Source organism: Labrenzia sp. PO1 (assembly GCF_012273635.1).
In the GTDB taxonomy this organism is placed as follows: domain Bacteria; phylum Pseudomonadota; class Alphaproteobacteria; order Rhizobiales; family Stappiaceae; genus Roseibium; species Roseibium algicola.
Genome location: NZ_JAAXCR010000001.1, coordinates 97758 through 114148 on the forward strand (window position 1 = coordinate 97758; position 16391 = coordinate 114148).

The 16391-nt window shown below is 58.3% G+C and carries 19 protein-coding genes; 5 read left to right on the forward strand and 14 right to left on the reverse strand.

Annotation, left to right across the window (positions count from 1 at the left end; all coding sequences use genetic code 11):
- Nucleotides 1-257: 257 nt before the first annotated feature.
- From mnhG to HCG46_RS00515, 7 genes are read right to left on the reverse strand one after another with little or no spacing between them, the layout of a single operon-like run.
- Entirely contained in the window at nt 258-602 is a 345-nt protein-coding gene (gene mnhG / locus HCG46_RS00485; protein WP_023001011.1) for a monovalent cation/H(+) antiporter subunit G, read from the reverse strand.
- On the reverse strand, nt 599-955 hold the full coding sequence (locus HCG46_RS00490; RefSeq protein WP_023001010.1) for a cation:proton antiporter: 357 nt from the start codon (nt 953-955) through the stop codon (nt 599-601). Before HCG46_RS00490 ends, mnhG begins: the two co-directional genes overlap by 4 nt.
- Nucleotides 952-1428 carry a Na+/H+ antiporter subunit E gene (locus tag HCG46_RS00495; protein WP_023001009.1) on the reverse strand — a complete coding sequence of 159 codons (477 nt, stop codon included), beginning with the start codon at nt 1426-1428 and terminating at the stop codon, nt 952-954. Before HCG46_RS00495 ends, HCG46_RS00490 begins: the two co-directional genes overlap by 4 nt.
- Nucleotides 1425-3014 carry a Na+/H+ antiporter subunit D gene (locus HCG46_RS00500; protein ID WP_023001008.1) on the reverse strand — a complete coding sequence of 530 codons (1590 nt, stop codon included), beginning with the start codon at nt 3012-3014 and terminating at the stop codon, nt 1425-1427. The genes HCG46_RS00495 and HCG46_RS00500 overlap by 4 nt, the downstream gene beginning before the upstream one ends.
- Before the next feature lie 5 nt (nt 3015-3019).
- The gene (locus HCG46_RS00505) at nt 3020-3397 is read right to left on the reverse strand and encodes a Na+/H+ antiporter subunit C (RefSeq protein ID WP_023001007.1); all 378 of its coding nucleotides are present in this window, start codon (nt 3395-3397) and stop codon (nt 3020-3022) included.
- Entirely contained in the window at nt 3397-3816 is a 420-nt protein-coding gene (locus HCG46_RS00510; protein WP_023001006.1) for a Na(+)/H(+) antiporter subunit B, read from the reverse strand. Before HCG46_RS00510 ends, HCG46_RS00505 begins: the two co-directional genes overlap by 1 nt.
- On the reverse strand, nt 3816-6206 hold the full coding sequence (locus HCG46_RS00515; RefSeq protein WP_168684050.1) for a putative monovalent cation/H+ antiporter subunit A: 2391 nt from the start codon (nt 6204-6206) through the stop codon (nt 3816-3818). Before HCG46_RS00515 ends, HCG46_RS00510 begins: the two co-directional genes overlap by 1 nt.
- 417 nt (nt 6207-6623) lie before the next feature.
- Between HCG46_RS00515 and HCG46_RS00520 the strand changes: the two genes are divergently transcribed.
- The 3 genes from HCG46_RS00520 to HCG46_RS00530 all read left to right on the forward strand — a co-directional run bounded on the left by HCG46_RS00520 (nt 6624) and on the right by HCG46_RS00530 (nt 9132).
- Nucleotides 6624-7601, forward strand: coding sequence for a diguanylate cyclase (locus HCG46_RS00520; protein WP_023001004.1), 978 nt, complete (start codon nt 6624-6626; stop codon nt 7599-7601).
- 166 nt (nt 7602-7767) lie between these two features.
- The gene (gene msrB, locus HCG46_RS00525; protein WP_062488456.1) at nt 7768-8217 is read left to right on the forward strand and encodes a peptide-methionine (R)-S-oxide reductase MsrB; all 450 of its coding nucleotides are present in this window, start codon (nt 7768-7770) and stop codon (nt 8215-8217) included.
- Nucleotides 8218-8373: 156 nt separating this feature from the next.
- Nucleotides 8374-9132 carry a transporter substrate-binding domain-containing protein gene (locus HCG46_RS00530; protein WP_208984195.1) on the forward strand — a complete coding sequence of 253 codons (759 nt, stop codon included), beginning with the start codon at nt 8374-8376 and terminating at the stop codon, nt 9130-9132.
- A gap of 43 nt (nt 9133-9175) precedes the next feature.
- Here HCG46_RS00530 and HCG46_RS00535 read toward each other — a convergent pair whose 3' ends face one another.
- Nucleotides 9176-9610: a helix-turn-helix domain-containing protein gene (locus HCG46_RS00535; RefSeq protein ID WP_023001001.1), complete on the reverse strand. Its 435-nt coding sequence runs from the start codon at nt 9608-9610 to the stop codon at nt 9176-9178.
- 140 nt (nt 9611-9750) lie between these two features.
- Between HCG46_RS00535 and HCG46_RS00540 the strand changes: the two genes are divergently transcribed.
- The gene (locus HCG46_RS00540; RefSeq protein ID WP_168684052.1) at nt 9751-10608 is read left to right on the forward strand and encodes an SDR family oxidoreductase; all 858 of its coding nucleotides are present in this window, start codon (nt 9751-9753) and stop codon (nt 10606-10608) included.
- A 151-nt stretch (nt 10609-10759) separates the two neighbouring features.
- A complete protein-coding gene (locus tag HCG46_RS00545; RefSeq protein ID WP_168684054.1) occupies nt 10760-11995 on the forward strand; it encodes an MFS transporter in 1236 nt (411 codons plus the stop codon).
- 35 nt (nt 11996-12030) lie between these two features.
- On the opposite strand, the gene HCG46_RS00550 is transcribed toward HCG46_RS00545, so the two are convergent.
- The 6 genes from HCG46_RS00550 to HCG46_RS00575 all read right to left on the reverse strand — a co-directional run bounded on the left by HCG46_RS00550 (nt 12031) and on the right by HCG46_RS00575 (nt 16285).
- Complete coding sequence (locus HCG46_RS00550; protein WP_023000998.1) at nt 12031-12621, reverse strand: hypothetical protein; 591 nt, start codon at nt 12619-12621, stop codon at nt 12031-12033.
- A 153-nt stretch (nt 12622-12774) separates the two neighbouring features.
- On the reverse strand, nt 12775-13836 hold the full coding sequence (locus tag HCG46_RS00555) for an iron ABC transporter permease (protein WP_168684056.1): 1062 nt from the start codon (nt 13834-13836) through the stop codon (nt 12775-12777).
- A 53-nt stretch (nt 13837-13889) separates the two neighbouring features.
- Complete coding sequence (locus HCG46_RS00560) at nt 13890-14825, reverse strand: ABC transporter substrate-binding protein (RefSeq protein WP_168684058.1); 936 nt, start codon at nt 14823-14825, stop codon at nt 13890-13892.
- Nucleotides 14826-14842: 17 nt separating this feature from the next.
- Entirely contained in the window at nt 14843-15616 is a 774-nt protein-coding gene (locus tag HCG46_RS00565; protein ID WP_168684060.1) for an ABC transporter ATP-binding protein, read from the reverse strand.
- Nucleotides 15613-16077, reverse strand: a complete 465-nt coding sequence (locus HCG46_RS00570; protein ID WP_353621802.1) for a DUF1636 family protein — start codon at nt 16075-16077, stop codon at nt 15613-15615. The genes HCG46_RS00565 and HCG46_RS00570 overlap by 4 nt, the downstream gene beginning before the upstream one ends.
- Nucleotides 16007-16285, reverse strand: coding sequence for a hypothetical protein (locus tag HCG46_RS00575; RefSeq protein WP_168684062.1), 279 nt, complete (start codon nt 16283-16285; stop codon nt 16007-16009). The genes HCG46_RS00570 and HCG46_RS00575 overlap by 71 nt, the downstream gene beginning before the upstream one ends.
- Nucleotides 16286-16391: the final 106 nt, after the last annotated feature.

Consider the following 16391-nt stretch of genomic DNA (forward strand, 5'->3'; position numbering starts at 1 on the left):
CTGCCGAAAGCGGAACTAGAAATTCAGTTACTTGCGGGCCCAGAAATCAAAAACGATTCTACTTTGCAGGCAATCGTCACAGCCTTATATCGCCGCTTTCGTTGAACGACAACCCCGTAATTCAAATAAAAATCGATCAGAAGCAATAAAAATCAAATTGTACAAATATTGGCTATACCTAACGCACCTATTTCGACAATGAACCGATAGTATTGTCAGGAAATCTGTCTTTCAGGACCATTGCCGCACACCATGCCTCAGCTTTTCGGCCGGACAGTTTTTGCAAGGGCATCTTCCTTGGTATCGGCACAGGGACGGTAGCCGGCTGCGTATGCAGCTTTTGCCAACAAATGAGCCGAAATTGGGGCGGTGAGCAGGAAGAATACGACTCCGGCGATTGCCCGTGTGACAACGGCCAGATCGCCAGCATGAACTGCCAGCGCAAGCAACATCACGCCCGACCCCAGAGTACCCGCCTTGGAGGCCGCATGCATTCGCATGTAAACATCTTTCAGACGGATGATGCCGATCGATGCGACCAGTGCGAAGGAAGCACCGACGACCAGCATGATACCGGTGATGATTTCAACGGCAGCATTCATTGTCCCGCCTCCCTGCGCTTAATGCTCTCTTCGACTTCGTCCATGATCGTCTTGTCGCCGGCAAGGCCGCGGTTCAGGACGAAGCGTGCGAAAGCGACGGTTGCCAGGAAGCCGACGAGGCCGAGCGTAATCGCAATGTCGATGTAAAGATAAAAGCCGGTGGAAACGCCGATGGCCGCGATAAAGCCGATCCCCACCGCGACCAGCATGTCCAGGGCGACAACACGGTCCGGAAGGCTCGGTCCCTTGACCGTCCGCACGACGATGATGATGAAGGAAATCGTCAACAGAGCCAGCGCGATCTTGACGCTGATTTCGAGGAAACCGGAAGAAAAGGTCTCAAACGGTGTCATCTGAACACCTCCAGGATCTTGCGTTCAAAACCGTTCTTGATGTCGTCGATCGTGGCTTGCGGGTCAGGCACGTCGATACAGTGCACATAAAGCGTCTTCCGGTCGTCGGAGACATCAACGGACAATGTGCCCGGCGTCAGGGTGATCAGATTGGCCAGCATCGTGATTTCAAAATCCCTGTCCACTGTCAGCGGAAACGCGATGATGCCCGGCTGCAACTTGATCTTCGGCTTGAGCACGATGATCGCAACCCGCCAGGCCGACAGCACCAGTTCATAGACGAAGAGCACAGCCAGACCGAAGCCCTTGGAGACCCGCTGGAAATAGGCGGCAGTACCGACCTGTTCCCGGATCAGGTAAAGCGCGCCGAAACTGAGCACGAAACCGAAGGCCAGATTGACTTCAGAGAAGCTGCCCGTGACAGCTCCCCAAGCCAGCATCAGAAGAATGTTGATGAGAAAGAGACTGGTCATCCCTGGCCCCCAAAGACTGAACGCAGGTAGCCGAGCGGTTCAACAATGCCGCTTGCCCCTCGCGTTGAAAGCTCCAGCATCCATTCCGGCTGCAGGCCGAAATAGACAACAAGCGCAGTCAGAATGCCGAGTGGCAACCAGACTGCGGCTCCAGAAAGTTGCGCGCCGCCCTCGCCCGTCACGGCAACTGCCTGCCCGTCAGTAGTGCCTTCAGGTCCACCACGCCAGAAGGCGAAGATCCAGACCCGGCCCATCGCCATGGTCGTCAGGAACCCGCTGACAAGAATGGCAGCACCCAGCCAGGTCCGGCCGTCTGCGAAGGCCGCATCCACAAGAATGACCTTGGGCCAGAAACCGGAGAATGGTGGCAGACCCGAAACGGCAAAACCAAGTACCAGGAATACGGCTGCGAACACCGCACTCTTTTGATAGAGCCCACCCAGCTGCCTCAGGTCGTAAGAACCACCCATCATGTTCATGATGCCCGCTGCCATATAAAGCGCCGTCATGACGATGATCGAATGGACCGCGTAGAAAATGGCACCCGAGACTGCCAGCGTCGAACCAACGGCAACACCGGCGAGCATCGACCCAATACCGGCAATGACCACATAGCCGAGCAGCCGCCGTACTTCACTCTGCGCCAGAGCTCCGATCGCCCCTGTCAGCAGGGTGGCGATGGCAACCAGCGCGATCACATCGGCCATATAGCCGCGGGAGGCCGGCAGGATCAGAACAAAGATGCGGATCAGCGCATAAACGCCGACCTTGGTCAGAAGGCCTGCAAATACCGCCGACACCACCACATTGGGCGTGTGGTAGGACGCAGGCAGCCAGAAATTGACCGGGAACGCGGCCGCTTTCATGGCAAAGGCGAGGAAATAGAGCGCGGCAACCGTTGCCAGTGTGCCGGAAGCCGGATTTTCCAGGGCGGCAACCTTCATGGCAAGGTCTGCCATGTTGAGCGTGCCGAAAATTCCGTAAAGCAGACCTGTCGCGATCAGGAAAAGGTTCGTGCCGATCAGGTTCAGGACACCGTATTTGACCGCGCCGTCAAGCTGGATCCTGTCGTTACCGAGGACCAGAAGCCCGTAGGACGAAATCAGCAGAACTTCGAACCAGACATAGAGGTTGAACACATCCCCGGTCAGGAACGCGCCGCAAACGCCTGTCATCAGCAGTAGCAGGAATGGATAAAAACCATATCTGCGTCCTGTGCTGTCAACGGTGGCAGCGCCGAAAACACCCGCACAGAAGGCCACGATTGAGCCGATCAGTGACAGCGTGACACCAAGCGTATCCACTGTGAAGGCAATGCCGAACGGCGGCAGCCAGCTGCCCATCACCATGGTAATGACACCATGATCGAGCACCCGGATCAGCAGGGCAAGGTTAGCCAGCACCAGCAGTGCCAGGAAACCTATGCCGACTTTCGGCTGCAGATCGGTGTTCTTGCGCAGCATAAGGCACAACGCACCGCCCAGGATTGTGATCAGCGAAGGCGCGACCACCAGCCAGTCACCCGCCGCAACGGGCGTAGTGACCATGGCCTGGGAAAGATCGACGGAAACGGAAGAACCGGCCATGTAGCTTAGTACCCTTGCGGCGGAGTTTGGTCGTGTTCGGGTTCGGCGATGCGCATTTCGTTGACTTCATCGGTGCCAAGTTCCTGGTAGGCCCGGAAGGCCAGCACCAGCAGGAACGCAAAGAACGAGAAGGAAATGACGATTGCCGTCAGCACCAGCGCCTGCGGCAGCGGATTGGCTGTCGCGGTTTCCGGAGCATAGAGATGTTCCGGAATGAGCGGCGGAACCTCGCGCGTCAGGCGCCCGTTGGTGAAGATGAGCATGTTCACGGCATTGCCCAGAATGGCGATACCCAGAAGAATGCGCACAAGCTGCTTGGACAGCATCAGGTAGACGGCCACGGTGAAGAACAGGCCAATCAGGATGACAACGCCGGTTTCCATCAGTCGGCCTCCCTTTCTTCAAGCGCCAATGCAATGGAGCCGATGGCACCCACCACCACCAGGTAAACGCCAATGTCGAAGAACAACGGCGTCGACAAGGCGATCTCCACGCCGAAAACATGTACCTCCAGCCACTGGCTGGTCATGAAGGCCTGCGCCTTGAATATCGACGGGATGCCTGCCACAGCCGCCAGGAACAGTCCGAAACCGGAAACCCCCATCGGGTGGAACACGATGGCGCGGCGAACGGAAGCAACACCGCAGGCGATACCAAAAATCGCCAACGCCGATGCGGCAATCAGGCCGCCGATAAATCCACCACCCGGCTCGTTGTGGCCGCGCAGCAGCACAAAGATCGAAAACAGGACCATCAGCGCGGACAGATAGGGCGCAATGGTGCGGAAGATGATCGTACGCATCAGTGAGCCTCCCCAGTCTGGGCCGGTGTGGGCGGTGCGACCGTCTTCGGTTTCTCGATCGGTTTTTCAGGCTTCGTCCGCACCCGGATGAGCGCCAGAACACAAAGCCCGGCCAGAACCACCACGGCGATTTCACCCAGCGTATCAAAGCCGCGGAAGTCGACGATGATCACGTTGACGATATTCCGGCCATGGGCAATGGAGCGGCTGAACTGGGCGAAGAAGTCGGACAACCGGCTGTCGAAGGGCTGCTGCGTGATTGCAAGCAGTGTCAGCGTCAGGCCGAGACCGACACCGATCGCGACGATCCCGGTGACAATCGCGGCAAGACCATGCCGGTGGTCACTGGGCGACAGGTTCAGTCTGGTCATGACCAGAGCAAGGATGACGACCGACAGCGTCTCCACCATGAACTGGGTGAAGGACAGATCCGGCGCGCCGAACATCATGAAGATCAAGGCGACTGCAAAGCCCTGGATGCCGAGTGACACGATGGCTGTCAGGCGGGTGTTGGCGACAAGTACGGCGATCAACCCGAAGAAGGCGATCAGCAGGATGCCCCATTCATAGAAGCGATAGTCGGGCATCTTCGGCATTGCCGGCAGGCTGTCCGTCAGGAAGCCCGGCAACAACACCGCAGCGCCCGTGAAGATGAAGGTCAGCATCATGTAGGTCTGCATCTTGCCGGACTGCAGCAGGCGGGTGATCCGCCAGGACAATCCGACAATACCGGCCACGAACTGGTCGAATCCCTTGTCCGGTCCCCAACCGATCGTTGTCAGGACAGAGCCGATCAGCCCACGCAGGCGGTCGATCTGAGTGAACAGAGCAATCCCGAGACCGATGGTGACCAGCGACAACAGCAGCGGCGCGTTGATCGACGTCGGCAACAGATGAAGTTCGATTTGCGTCGTCTTGCCGAGAAGTGAAGACAGGGTCGGCCCGATGAACAGTTCACCAGTCGTATGCGCAATCAGGGCCAGCCCGAGGCCGGTCACAGACAGGAACACCGGACCGGCGAACAGCAGAACAGGTCCCTCGTGCGCATGTTTCGGCGTTTCCACTTTCGGACCAAGGAAGGGCTTGATGGCAACCGCGGCGGCAATCACCAGCATCAAGGCATTGCCGATGACAGCAGTGATGGTGATGGGCAGACCGAGTTCCAGCCAGCCCCAGGTGCCGTAATAAAGTACTTCCTTGGCAATGAAGCCAATGAAAGGCGGCAGGCCGGCCATGGAAAGTGCCGCAAGACAGGCAGCTGCAAACGTGATCGGCATGGCCGAACGCAAGCCGCCCAGTTTCGTGATGTCACGCGTACCGGCTTCGTGATCGATCGTGCCGGCGACCATGAAGAGCGCGCCCTTGAACAGGGAGTGCGCGAGAAGATAGAGGACAGCGCCTTCGAGCGCCTTTTCCTGGCTGGTCCCGGTCAACATGACAAGAAGCCCGAGCGATGCCACGGTCGTGTAGGCAAGCATCAGCTTCAGGTCGGTCTGGCGCACCGCCAGGATCGTGCCCACCAGCAGTGTTATGCCACCGAACAGCGGCAGGACCGTTGTCCAGAGTTCTGTTCCACCCAGCAGCGGATGCATGCGCATCAACAGATAGACGCCGGCCTTCACCATGGTTGCCGAATGCAGATAGGCGGAAACAGGTGTCGGTGCTTCCATGGCGTTGGGAAGCCAGAAATGGAACGGAAACTGCGCCGACTTGGTGAAGGCGCCGCCCAGAACCAGCAGGAAGATCGGCACGTAGAGCGTGGTATCCTTGATGATGTCCGGCGAGGCCAGCAGCACCGACATCTCGATTTCGCCCGTGGCGGAGATAATCAGGATGAAACCGGCCAGCAGGGCCAGACCGCCGCCGCCCGTGACCACGAGCGCCTGCAGCGCGGCCCGGCGGGACGCGGCGCGCAGGTGATCGAAGCCGATCAGCAGGAAGGACGTGATCGACGTCAGTTCCCAGAAGATAAACAGTGAAATCAGGTTGTTGCCGAGCACGAGGCCGAGCATCGACCCCATGAACATCAACAGGAACGAGAAGAACCGGCCCTGTTGCGGGTGGCCTTTGAGATAGCCGCCGGCATACAGAATGATGAAGGTTCCGATGCCTGAAATCAGCAAGGCGAACAACGTCGACAATCCGTCGACATAGACGGAAAAGTTCACACCATAGCTGGGCGCCCAGGCCTTTGCCGCAACGAAGCTTTCCCCTTTTGACACGGGTTCGACGAACCCTGTGAAATGCAGGAAGATCAAGGCCGGCACGATAGCAAGCAGCCAGGCCGCATTGTGCTTGAACCAGCGGGTCAGAAAAGGCGCAACCACAGCCGCAGCAAAGGGCGCGAGGACGGCATAGAGAGTGGTGTCGTCGATCAAGGCTGGCGTCATGCTGATCTTTCGTCACGGTTTTTAAAGAAACGACGGAAACGGGCCTGCTCGAATCAGCCCCGATCCGCCGGATAATAACGGTCCCGATGGGTTATGACATGTCTTAGGCAGTTGAATTTACGTGTTCAAGCGTATGTCTGTCGATTTTCGGTAAATTCACCCGCGTCACATGAGCGCTTTTGTCAGGGGCAGGACTGACAAGTGGGGATCTCACAGATTTATTCTGTGCTGAAAACGTATCACGGCCGAAACTTGAGGTATCCGCGCCCGCAATACACCCGACAACATTCACACTCGGGTCAAACCACCTCCGTCTGCACCCAAGAAAGGCAGCTTGCCACTTGATTTCAAAGCGTGAATACCGTTCAGTTTCAATTCGGGAATGCGTTGCCACGGAATTCGAGCGAGGCACAGAAGATGGTGTTGGGTAGCAATAGGGATAGGCCTTCGGGAACGGATCTGCTCCGCCCGTCCAACATCGACTTTGAAACGCTCGTCAAACTTGGCAATGAAGCCATTGTTCTGATCGGTCTGGACGGCACGCCCGCTTTCATCTCTCCCGCAACCGAGCGCATGTTCGGATGGAGTGCGGACAAACTGGTCGATCACCTGAGCGACCTGGTCTATCTGGCCAGCCCGAACACCGATGCAGATCTTCTGCACCGGATCCTTTCCGGCAGCGGTGATGCCGACGCCCCCCTTCCCCATGCAGATCTTCAGCTCCGTTCCGCCTTCGGCCCGATGGTCTGGGCGGAGGTAACCACGCATCTTCTGGAAGATGCCGCCGGCAAGCCTTACGCATTCGCGGTCTATTTCCGCAGCATTTCCAAACGCAAGGAGCTGGAAAGCCTGCTGGATGCGGCAACCCAGACGGATCCGCTCACCGGACTTCTCAACCGCCGTGCCTTCGAGGATGGCCTGAAACGGGAATGGGCAATCGCCTTGCGTGAAAAGACCCACACCAGTCTGATCAAGGTGTCTCTCGACCGTTTCGAAGCTCTGGTGGAGCGGTTCGGACCGAGCGCTGCCGAGGATTGCCTGACCAGGGTAGCCGATACCCTGAAGGAGACCGCGCGCCGTCCGGCAGATATCGCCGCACGAACGGCAACGGCGGAATTTTCTCTCCTCCTTCCAAGAACTCACGAAATGGGCGCCGAGACTATCAGCGCGTACCTGCACGTAGCCATTCAGGACCTTGGCATTCCCAACCCGGAAAATACCGCCGGCAATGGCGTCATGACGGCCTCCGTCGGTGCGGCTTGCGCGGTCGTGGAACAGACGGGGGTCTCGGAAAGCTCGGAATTTCTCCTCGCCGCTGCCGAAAACTGCGTTTTTCAGGCGAGACAGGAAGGCGGTAACCGGGTGAAGACGTCCTTAAGCCACCTGGCTCGCTAACCTCGGACCTTTCACGGCGACAATCAAGAGCACCTTCCTATCCATGAACGGATAAAACACGGCCTGGCTCCGCAGGTGACGATTGACGAAACCGTTATCTGCTCCGGCTTGCAGCAACCTGTGCACGCCCCTATTTCTGGGAAAAACATCAGATAAGGAATGCCGAATGAGCGACGAAACCACCCGCCACGAAAAAGCATCTCCCCCCATCAGGAAGACCACCGCCGAATGGATGGAGCAGCTTACACCCGAGCAGTTCTATGTGACCCGTCAATCCGGCACCGAGCGCCCTTTCACCGGTCCCTACTGGGACAACAAGCTCATCGGCCGTTACGATTGCGTGTGCTGTGAAACGCCGCTGTTCATGTCGGATACAAAATTCGATTCCGGCTGCGGCTGGCCCAGCTTTTTCGAGGCAGTCGACCCGGATGCGATCCGGGAACTTGAAGACCAGTCCCATGGCATGATCCGAACCGAAATCCGTTGCAGCAGTTGCGACGCACATTTGGGTCACGTCTTCCCGGACGGGCCACCGCCGACAGGCTTGCGTTATTGCCTCAATGGCCATGCAATGAATTTCGTTCACGGCGGCCGGCCACCCGCCAAGTCAGAATAGACCGTTCATCTGCCCGCCTCGGCTACAGCTTCGGGGCGGGCAGATCTAATGCATGCATTAAAAAGCCCGTTTCAAGAATAGTTTCCAGTTTTAGATTTCAGTTACACACCCCTGATAATAATAGCATCACAAACTTCAAGAACATCGGGGTGGGACTTGTCTGTACTACGGAGTTTTGCTTGCACCTGCGTGCGCGCACTGGTTTTCGGCCTCGGCTTGGGACTTGCCGGCCAACCGGTCCTGTCTTCACCAGCCGCCGCAGAAGAGCTGGTCGCATTCACCGGATATCTGCCTCCTCTCTCCATCAATGAGCAGGAGAAGGGCATTGCAGTCGAGCTCATGGAGCTCGTTGCAGAAGAGGCCGGCCTGGATATCAAGATCCGCTTCGCCCCCTGGAGGCGCGCGCAGCTGCTGGCTGAAAACACGCCCGGTTCACTTCTCTTTACTGCTGCCTATTCCAGAAACCGCAGTGAGAAATTCCAGTACATCGCACCCCTGCTTTATACGGAAAGCGCATTCGTAACGCTCGACCAGCCGTTGGATACCTTTGAAAAGGCTATTGAGAGCGGCAAGGTCATCGGGGTGCATCTCGGCAGCCAGCGCAGCCAGATCCTCCAGCGGTTCGGTGTTCGCAACGTTGAGGAAATACCATCAGCCGAACAGATGAGCGTCATGCTCAAGACCGGCAGGATCGATGCCTGGTACACCATGTCTGTTCGGGCGAGCTACATGTTCCGCCAGCAGGGATACGACCCGGGAAGTCTCGTCATCGGCGCTCCGGTTACCCACGGCATCCAGTGGCTGGCGGCCAACAAGGATCTCGATCCGCAGATCAGAGGCCGGCTGTCAGCTGCCGTCTCCAGGGTGTGGCGCGATCCGAGATACTGGCAGATCGTCGACCGCTATACCCACTGACGTTTCATCTCCCCATCAAGGGCCGGAAAAACGCCTCAAATCGTTATTCCGCTGCCACGGCCTCCTCATGGCCGGACTTGGCGGACAGGATCCTGGCAATATTGACCTCGATCCAGTCAGCGAATTCTCGCACTTTCTCTGCAGCTTCCCGGCCGATCGGGGACAGGCTGTAATCGACATGCGGTGGCACCACCGGGTGGGAATACCGGTTGACGAACCCGTCGGCCTCCAATGTCTGCAGCGTTTGCGCCAGCATCTTTTCACTGACGCCGCCCACGGTGCGGCGAAGTTCTGAAAACCGCTGATCTTTTTCCAGAAGCGCAATCAGCACCAACACGCCCCAACGGCTCGTGAGATGCCGCAGGATTTCGCGTGATGGACAGTTCTGGTTGAGCAGTTCCCCCTGCTGCATCAATTCGGACAAGGGCGCGCCGCTGTTCAGCACGCACTTGGGGGTTATTTCTGCCGTATCACTCATCCTGTTTTCCAGTTTTTTGTCCGAGATCCGATAAATCTCAAAACTAACCTTTTTGTACGTACTAACAAAAAGTAAGTGATCCGTCTACATGGGCAGCATCCGATGTATTTTCGAACGATCAACCTTCAAGGAGAAACACAATGATCGCAGTCACGGGTGCCAATGGTCAGCTGGGCCGTCTTGTCCTCAAACATCTTGCCGGCCTCACCGCCGAGCCAGTTCGCGCGCTTGTCCGCTCACCGGAAAAAGCGGGCGATCTTGCCACGGACCAGGTTTCGGTGGTGAAGGCTGATTACGATGATAGCGCCACCCTGCCGGCTGCGTTGGAAGGTGTTGAGCGTCTTCTGCTGATCTCCGGATCGGAGGTCGGCAAGCGCGCACCGCAGCACAAGGCCGTCATCGATGCAGCCAAGGCAGCCGGCGTCCGTTTCATCGTCTACACCAGCCTTCTCAACGTTCCGCAGTCCAGCCTCCAGCTGGGTGTGGAACATGCCGAAACGGAACGGATGCTGCGCGAAAGCGGCATTGCCCATGCCGTGCTGCGCAACGGCTGGTACATCGAGAATTTCGGCGGCACTGTAGCGGCGGCCCTTGCCCATGGTGCCGTTGCGGTCGCTAGCGGTGACGGCAAGTTTTCCGCTGCTGGACGCGAAGATTACGCAGAAGCCGCAGCCCGCACCGTTGCCGGCAACGACCTGAGCACGCGAGCACTGGAACTTGGCGGATCACCTGCGTTCAGTCTTGCCGACCTGGCAGCAGAGCTCTCCAGCCAGTCCGGCCGTGAGATACCGTTCAACAACCTGCCAGAAGCAACCTATGCCGGCATCCTGGTCCAGGCAGGTCTGCCGGAAGGCTTTGCAAATGTCCTCGCTGATTCCGACAGAGGCGCGTCTCAAGGCGAGCTCTTCACGACTTCCACGGCCTTGGAGGACCTGATCGGTCATCCGACCCGCTCGTTGAGTGATTTCATCTCCGAAAGCCTGAAAGCGAACGCCTGACGTCCGCTAAACGTCTGCTCCTGCACGAAGGCGGCCCTTTCGCCTTCGTGCAATCATTTGAATTTGTGGTCGGTTGGTTCAAGGATATTTGTTGGTTCCCCATCGGCGAACCTGTTAGGCAGATGGTTCTGCACTTTCCCGGTACCCGATCATGTCCCTTGCCAACGCATCCGATCCATACGTCCAGGACGGGCCTTACGCCTGGTTCCGGTTGGCGATTTCGATTTTGCTGAGCACCCTTGGTGGTGCCGGCATGTGGGCGGTTGTCATCGTTCTGCCCGCCGTCCAGACGGATTTCGGGATTGATCGTGCCGGAGCGTCCCTACCCTACACCGCGACGATGTTCGGGTTTGCCGCGGGCAACTACCTGCTTGGCCGCGTCGTCGACCGCTACGGCATTGTCATACCCGTCATAGGCTCTGCTCTATCACTCGGTGCCGGCTTCGTTCTGGCCGCCTTTGCGCCGGATGTCTGGAGCTTCTCTCTGGCGCAGGGTCTGCTGATCGGTCTGGGCACCGCGGCCACATTCGGCCCGCTGATCGCCGATATCTCACACTGGTTCCTGAAACGGCGCGGTTTTGCCGTCGCCTGCGCCGCCTGCGGAAACTATCTTGCCGGTGTGCTCTGGCCATCGCTGATCCAGTGGAGCCTTGCGACGTCCGACTGGCGCCAGACCTATATCCTCATCGGCGTCATCTGCCTTGTCGCCATGGTGCCACTGGCCCTTTTGCTGCGCCGGCCTCCACCCGACACGTCCTTGAGCACCGGTACGGCCACGGCCCGTTTCGGTCGCCAGGACACCGGCCTGCCGCCTGCCGTCCTGCAGGCTCTTCTCGTGGTCGCGGGTCTTGCATGCTGCGTCGCCATGTCGATGCCACAGGTTCACATCGTCGCCTATTGCGTCGATCTGGGTTATGGCGTTGCCCCCGGAGCGGACATGATCGCACTGATGACCGGTGCCGGTGTCATCAGCCGGTTGGCATCCGGATATATTGCCGACAAGATCGGCGGTGTCATGACCCTGCTGATCGGTTCCGTGCTGCAATGCGCGGCGCTGTTCCTGTTCATTCCCTTCAACGGCCTGGCTTCGCTCTACCTCGTGTCCCTCATCTTCGGTTTGTCGCAGGGCGGCATCGTACCCAGCTATGCCGTGATCGTGCGAGAATACCTGCCGGCCCGCGAAGCTGGACAGCGTGTCGGCCTGGTGATCATGGCGACAATTCTCGGCATGGCCCTCGGGGGCTGGCTGTCCGGCTGGATCTACGACCTCACAGGCTCCTACCAGGCCGCGTTCCTGAACGGTATCGCCTGGAACTTCCTCAACATGGCGGTGATGATCTTCATCTTCATGCGCGGCAAGATGAGGCCGACGGGCGCAGCGGCTTGAGACTGTGGTTCCGATGAACGGCCAGAGGACGCCAGTTACTTCAGAACGCTGAAGTTGCTGGTGATCAACCAGATCTGCGACAGCAGGACAACGCTGACGAGACCGATGTGATAAGCGGACTTGCGGATCCTCGTCGCGGCCAGCACCAGCACGATCATCACGATCTGACGCACCAGATACGCGGTTCCAAGATCGTTGAAATAATCGATCCCCTTCAGCCGCGAGTCCACGATGTCGAGCACGAACATCAGGGCAAGCAAGCCGTAGATCCAGGTCTGCCTGGCGTGAAAATAATCCTTGTAGCTGGCGTATTCGCCCATCTTGTCCGGATAAAGCACGGCGGTAATAAAAAAGTAGAGTGCGGCAAAGGCGATGACGAACAGATAGCTTTCGAACGTCCAGACCTGAATGCGGCCAAGTGCGAATTCGAACCACCAGAAGTGAACGACGGACAAAAGCATGAACAACGACCACCCAAGGTGCACGCTGTAGATCTCTTCGCGTTGGGGATGCTGAACATACCGCGCGAGGCCATTGAGCAGCCGCGCAACACCCAACCCGATCACCATGCCGATGATGATCCGGATGTGGGTGAATTCCGCAAGATTGGTGGGAAGTTTGTCCATGTGGGTCCGTTTTGGTCTCGATAAAGCAACACTATACGAATGCTGCCTGATGGAAACCGTCGAGATCTGCCACAACGAACCTTGAGCCGCGCTCTGACCAGCGACCGTTCAACCTGGCCCGGTTGAACGGCCGGAAGCGGTCCATGCGAGGTTCTAGTGTGCCTGACCCGTGCGGGAGCGCAGGAGGAGCACGAAGAAAATGCCGCCAATCAGCCCGGTGACAATGCCGATAGGCATATCCTCCGGGGACAGGAGCGTTCGTGCGATGATGTCCGCCCAGATCAGAAAGATTGCGCCAAGCATCATCGATGCCGGCAGAACCCGGCTATAATTGCCCCCTACTAGGAAGCGGGCAATATGCGGCACCATCAGCCCGACAAAGCCGATGATGCCTGAAAAGGCTACCATCACACCGGTGATCAGAGCACCCAGCACAAATACCGTGAGACGGAAACGGGCAACCGGAATGCCGAGCGTCGACGCGGTTTCATCGCCGATGGTCATCGCATTGAGATCGGCAGACCGCAGCAGAAAATACGGCGCCACCAGCAGCAGAATGCCAAGCGGAAACGGCAGCTGAGCCCATTGGGCAAGACCGAGACCGCCCAGCATCCAGAAGACAACCGTATGCGTTGCCCTCGGATCTCCCAGGAAAATCAGGATATTGGCGATCGCCATGATGATAAAGGACACGGCCACACCGGCCAGCACCAGCCGGTCGGCACTGGTTGCAGATGCAAACCGCGTCACCCCGAGCACCAGAAAAGTTGCCGCCAACGCACCGGCGAATGCCATCAGCGGAACGGTCATCAGTCCCAAGAATAGACCAGTATGCAACAGCGCAAGAATGGCGCCAGCCGCTGCACCGGACGAAATGCCGAGCAGATGCGGATCGGCCAGGGGATTGCGCGTGACGGACTGCAGGGCGGCGCCGACAACGGCCAGACCAGCACCGACAAACCCTGCCAGCAGCGCCCGCGGAAACCGGATCTCCCAGACGATAGCCTCCCGGCCCTTGGACCAGTCCACGTCGAAATAGCCGGGCACCACGCCGTTGACGAGGACCTTGAAGACAGTGCTACCCGGGATCGGCACCGCACCTGCACCGATGGCGGCTACAATGGAAATAGCCAGCACCAGCGCGCCGGCCAGAAGCAATACCCCATTCCCCCGCAACCGGCGCAGGCCAGCGCTTTTGGCCGTGAGCAGGCTCATGCCGGTCTATCGTTTCTGCCTGCAACGGCAGTTCGAAGCATCTTCTGCAAGGCTCACTCTCCCCAGAACGCTTCGGTGAGCTTTCCGATGGCCTTGAGGTTCCGCGGCCCCGGGGTTGCCTCGACATAGTCCAGCACGACAAAACGGTCGTTCTTGACGGCTGCAATATTGGCCAGGGCGGGATTGTGTTTCATGAAGTCGCGTTTCTGGTCAGCCGTCACTTCGCCGTAGTTGACGATCACGACCATGTCCGGGTCTTTTTCCACCACGGTTTCCCAGTCGACGGTCGCCCAGCTCTTTTCAAAATCGTCCATCACGTTGACGCCGCCGGCTGCCTCGATAAGCGCTGTCGGCATGGCATATCGTCCGGCGGTGAACGGCTTGTCCTCGCCGCTGTCATAGACAAAGACCCGCAGCGGCTCTTCACCAGCAGGCACCGTTGCCGCGATCCGGTCCAGCTCCAGCTTGTAGGCCGCAACAAGATCGTGAGCTGTGTCTTCAACACCGAAGATCTTTCCGAGGTTGAGGAGGTCGTTATAGAGATCCTGCAGAGACGCCTTCGGCTTGTCGCCGATATGAATGCAGGATTCGGTCAGCTCGTAGACCTTGATGCCGAACGGCTCCAGCGTTTCAGGCGTCACTTCACCGCCCACCTTCATGCCGTAGTTCCAACCGGCGAAGAAGAAATCGGCATCGGCCCCGATCAGCACTTCCTTGCTCGGATATTTCGACGCGAGTTCGGGAAGTTCGGCAACGCCCTCACGCATCTCCGCGTCCAGCGTCTTCCAGCCTGAAATGCCGGTATATCCAACCATGCGGTCGCGCAGGCCAAGTACCAGCATCATCTCGGTCAGGTTGACGTCATTCGAAACGGCTGCTTTGGGCGGCGTGTCGAAGGTCACCGTGCGGTTGCAGCTTTCCACGGTCGTTTGCGCAATTGCCGGTACAGACAGAAAGGCGAGCGCGAGGCCCAGGGCAATTTTTTTCATTTTAAGTCTCCAGAAATTCAAAGATGGAAGGTCAGGTAGCGCTCGCGGCTGGCAGACAGTTGCTCCAGTCGGACCTGTACCGAATAGGCTTGCTCAATGTTGCCGGGGGTCAGCACCGTCTCCGGCATTCCCTGGGCAACCAGTCGGCCCTCATGCAACAGCAAGACCTTGTCACAGACACGGCTTGCCAGGTTGAGGTCGTGCAGGCTGGTGACAATGGTAATGTCCAGATCGGCAATCAGCTCGACGATCTCGAGCTGATGACGGATGTCCAGATGGTTGGTCGGCTCATCCAGCACCAGAAGCCTTGGTTCTTGCGCCAGCGCCCGGGCCACCATCACCCGTTGCCTTTCCCCCCCGGACAATGTTCCGAAGGCTCTTTTTGCATAGGACAGAAGATCCATTTTCCCGAGACAGTCATCGACGATCTCGGCGTCCCGCTTGCCTGCGCCGGCAATACCGGTTGCATGGGGACGCCGGCCGAGTGTGACGATCTCGCGCACGGTCAAGGCAAAGTCGGTCGGCTGCTCCTGAAGCACGGCGGCGATCGTTTTGGCAGCCTCCCTGGCACTGATGAGCCAGAGATCCGTGCCATCCAGAAGGATTTCGCCCGTTTTCGGTTTCAGGAAGCGATAGAGCAGCCGCAACAGGGTGGATTTGCCGGCACCATTTGCGCCGGCAATTCCAAGAACCTCACCGGCCGGCAGATCGAAGCTGAGCGGATGCAGAATGGTTTTGCCCTGCCCCGTCTTCCAGCTGACCTCCCGGACAAACAGATCGACCCCCGTCATGAGAACGCCGTCCCGTCAGCTTCCGAAACGATCATCGCTGCCGGAAGCCGGCCTTGCGATGCGCTCCAGCGCTTGCCGTGGCTTTCCTCGGTCACCTCGCATCCATTTTCAATCTGGCGATACCGATTGGCGTAGTCGACCAGGTCGTCGATGTCCGTATCGTCCTCAATGTCCCCAAAGAGGTAGATCGCCTTGTCGGTGGCCTTGAATGCCAGCGTGCAAGGTCTCGAACAGCTCTCCATGTCGGCTGTTCCACTGATTTCGAATTCGTCTCCAACGACAGGCACTGCCTGTGCCATTGCGCTCTTCAACTTGCAGATCAGTCCATATCCGGGATGGCAAGTCTGCCCATTGTGACGACAGGTCGTGCAGACAAATATCTTGTGCGGATCATTGCTCATGACGCGCCTCCACGGCTTCTGCCAGTGGACCGACAGGAGGCTGCGGAAAAGCAAAGGCATTGCTTTCCTCGTTGCACTGGGCACGGCCGGATCGGGTACGTTTGGCACAATCATCATGTAATGTTATTACATTACCCATGTTCTTGCTGACAACAGATTTTTGCAGCCCATCGGGAACCATCGCGCGTGCTGCGCGCGTCGCCAGCGGATCAGCCTCGGTCAGGAGGTTGGCAAGTCTTGAGAATTCAGCAGAAAATTTCCGGTTCATATCGCCCTCCGCGATTTCGCGGGGCAGTCAGGAACCGAATGTGCAACTTTGCCGGCAGGTGCCGATTGGCCATGTCACTCACTCCTCCGGGGCACCCCGCCCGGGT

Coding starts and splice junctions, on each gene's coding strand:
- HCG46_RS00500 (WP_023001008.1), bottom strand. CDS start 3,014: ATGGCCGGTTCTTCCGTTTCCGTCGATCTTTCCCAGGCCATGGTCACT.
- HCG46_RS00535 (WP_023001001.1), bottom strand. CDS start 9,610: ATGAGTGATACGGCAGAAATAACCCCCAAGTGCGTGCTGAACAGCGGC.
- HCG46_RS00565 (WP_168684060.1), bottom strand. CDS start 15,616: ATGACGGGGGTCGATCTGTTTGTCCGGGAGGTCAGCTGGAAGACGGGG.
- mnhG (WP_023001011.1), bottom strand. CDS start 602: ATGAATGCTGCCGTTGAAATCATCACCGGTATCATGCTGGTCGTCGGT.
- HCG46_RS00505 (WP_023001007.1), bottom strand. CDS start 3,397: ATGGAAACCGGCGTTGTCATCCTGATTGGCCTGTTCTTCACCGTGGCC.
- HCG46_RS00560 (WP_168684058.1), bottom strand. CDS start 14,825: ATGAAAAAAATTGCCCTGGGCCTCGCGCTCGCCTTTCTGTCTGTACCG.
- HCG46_RS00545 (WP_168684054.1), top strand. CDS start 10,760: ATGTCCCTTGCCAACGCATCCGATCCATACGTCCAGGACGGGCCTTAC.
- HCG46_RS00555 (WP_168684056.1), bottom strand. CDS start 13,836: ATGAGCCTGCTCACGGCCAAAAGCGCTGGCCTGCGCCGGTTGCGGGGG.
- HCG46_RS00575 (WP_168684062.1), bottom strand. CDS start 16,285: ATGAACCGGAAATTTTCTGCTGAATTCTCAAGACTTGCCAACCTCCTG.
- HCG46_RS00570 (WP_353621802.1), bottom strand. CDS start 16,077: ATGCCTTTGCTTTTCCGCAGCCTCCTGTCGGTCCACTGGCAGAAGCCG.
- HCG46_RS00515 (WP_168684050.1), bottom strand. CDS start 6,206: ATGACGCCAGCCTTGATCGACGACACCACTCTCTATGCCGTCCTCGCG.
- HCG46_RS00495 (WP_023001009.1), bottom strand. CDS start 1,428: ATGACCAGTCTCTTTCTCATCAACATTCTTCTGATGCTGGCTTGGGGA.
- HCG46_RS00540 (WP_168684052.1), top strand. CDS start 9,751: ATGATCGCAGTCACGGGTGCCAATGGTCAGCTGGGCCGTCTTGTCCTC.
- HCG46_RS00520 (WP_023001004.1), top strand. CDS start 6,624: ATGGTGTTGGGTAGCAATAGGGATAGGCCTTCGGGAACGGATCTGCTC.
- msrB (WP_062488456.1), top strand. CDS start 7,768: ATGAGCGACGAAACCACCCGCCACGAAAAAGCATCTCCCCCCATCAGG.
- HCG46_RS00550 (WP_023000998.1), bottom strand. CDS start 12,621: ATGGACAAACTTCCCACCAATCTTGCGGAATTCACCCACATCCGGATC.
- HCG46_RS00510 (WP_023001006.1), bottom strand. CDS start 3,816: ATGCGTACGATCATCTTCCGCACCATTGCGCCCTATCTGTCCGCGCTG.
- HCG46_RS00490 (WP_023001010.1), bottom strand. CDS start 955: ATGACACCGTTTGAGACCTTTTCTTCCGGTTTCCTCGAAATCAGCGTC.